The sequence below is a fragment of the Ruegeria sp. BG11 genome (assembly GCF_056538565.1).
This window is the reverse complement of sequence record NZ_JBQFTH010000038.1, coordinates 1-2,005: the sequence shown is the minus strand read 5'-3', so window position 1 is coordinate 2,005 and position 2,005 is coordinate 1. Positions and strand designations below refer to the sequence as shown.

Genomic DNA, 2,005 nt, shown 5'->3' with positions numbered 1-2,005 from the left:
GCCGGTTGGTGAATGCGTATTTGTATGATGATCCTCTACCGCATCGATTGATCGCCCTGGATGGCTATACCGGAACGGCCAAGACGGATCTGTTGGCTCTGTTACAAAGGCGCGGCGTACAGGTTCTCGACCTTGAGGCATTGGCCAATCACCGGGGATCTTTGCTGGGGGAAAGGCCAGGCGGACAGCCCGCGCAAAAGGCGTTTGAATCGGCGTTGTCCGGCGCACTATGCGCTATGGACCCAGCGCGCCCTGTTGTGGTCGAAGCGGAATCTTCGAAAATCGGCAGTCTGATCCTGCCGCCCAGCCTTTGGACCGCGCTATGCGCGGCCCCCAGGGTGCAAATCACAGCGCCGATTGAAGCGCGCGCCGCCTATCTGGTGAGGGCCTATGACGACATCCTGTCTGACAGTGATCGTTTGCGGGATCGGCTTTCTCCGCTGCGTTTTCATCGCGGACATGACGTTGTCGATGGGTGGATGCACCTGATCGATGCGGATGAAAAACACGCGCTGACACAGGCGTTGATGGAACAGCACTATGATCCGGCCTACACCAAATCACGGCGGTCGCGGTCCGTACAGGTACTGGCCAACATCAACATTGCGACATTGGACGATGACGGCCTTGCAACGGCAGCGTCTCAAATCGAAAGCCTGTTGGATCAGCTTTGAAGGCGCATGCCCGGAGTATCAGTCAATTCGCCAATGATTGCGGCGGGGTACCCTGCGGCCTTCAAGCCCTGATTCAGGGCATCGGCTGCTGCCGCATCGACAGCCGCTAGTAAACCACCAGCCGTTTGCGGATCGAACAACAAAGCGGCTTTGCCTTCGGCGGGCAGGCCCATGGCAATAGCCCGGTTGTCGGCAAAGATCGTTGACCGCATACCTTGTTCAGACAGCTCCAGCGCACCATCCATCACCTCAATCGCGTCCAGATCAAGCACGGCACCGCAGCCTGAGGCGTCGCAGATACCTTGCAGGTGTCCGGCTAATCCAAACCCGGTCACATCCGTCATCGCATGGGCTTTGGCCATAATACGTGCCGCCTCTCCCTGCGGTTGGGTCATCTGCTGGTAGGCCGCTGCGACCCAGGCTCCGTCCGCTAGACCGGCCATTTCCGCAGCCATCATAACGCCGCTGCCCAAGGGCTTGGTCAGGATCAGACGGTCCCCCGGTTGCCCACCCGCCAATGTTACAGGAGGCGTTTCACAAAGGCCGGTTATCGTAAAGCCGATGGTCATCTCGTCGCCCATGGAACTGTGCCCACCCACGATCTCGGCCGCGGCCTCTTTCATCACCTTGCCTGCGACTGCCATGATTTCTGCCATGGTGCGGCCTTGAAGACTGGCGGACATACGAGGCAGGATGATCGTTGCCGTTGCGGCCTGAGGCGTAGCTCCCATGGCCCAGATATCCCCCAACGCGTGCACAGCAGCAATGCGTGCCATAAGGGCGGGATCATTGGTGAAAGCCCGCAGGTGATCCGAGGTCATGACTTGCTGAACGCCACCCGCCTGTAACAAAGCCGCATCATCGCCGGGCAGGGGGGTGATGTCTGATCGGACAGGCGCGGGTTGCAATTTCAGAGCGGTCTGCAACGCGTCGCGCCCGACTTTGGCCCCGCATCCTCCGCACATTAGTTTTTCCCCAAGCGTCTCATCCAGCCCAAAGGCCCGGTCGCGTGGTAATGCTGGAAGCTTCATCTGCGGCAGGTTTCGAAACCTATTCATGAAGGTTTGGTCAATGTGGTTCTTCCATTTCCACATGATCGGACCGCTGAAGGATGTCCCCAAACGTTCACCAAGCGCGGATTTGCCGCCCAAAGAAATCAGTTTGAGGTAATCCTTCTGCGGGACATACCTGCGAATCCGTCCCGCCCCCAGCGCGGCACGCAGATTATCAAAAAGAACGGGCGCTTCGCGCACCGCGTAAACGCCTGCCTTGGGGCGCGGATTATCCGACAGGTGGGCGCAATCTCCGGCTGCAAAAACAGCGGGGTCGCT

General features: G+C 59.1%; 1 protein-coding gene and 1 pseudogene. One reads left to right on the top strand and one right to left on the bottom strand.

What is annotated here, in order from left to right; genetic code table 11:
* Positions 1-674 (top strand): annotated as a pseudogene (locus ACR0JF_RS23230) (tRNA 2-selenouridine(34) synthase MnmH); the annotation flags it as partial.
* On the opposite strand, the gene selD reads toward ACR0JF_RS23230, so the two are convergent.
* Positions 665-2,005: selenide, water dikinase SelD (gene selD, locus ACR0JF_RS23225; RefSeq protein WP_480670098.1), on the bottom strand; the 1,341-nt coding region annotated here is incomplete at its 5' end. The pseudogene ACR0JF_RS23230 and the gene selD overlap by 10 nt on opposite strands.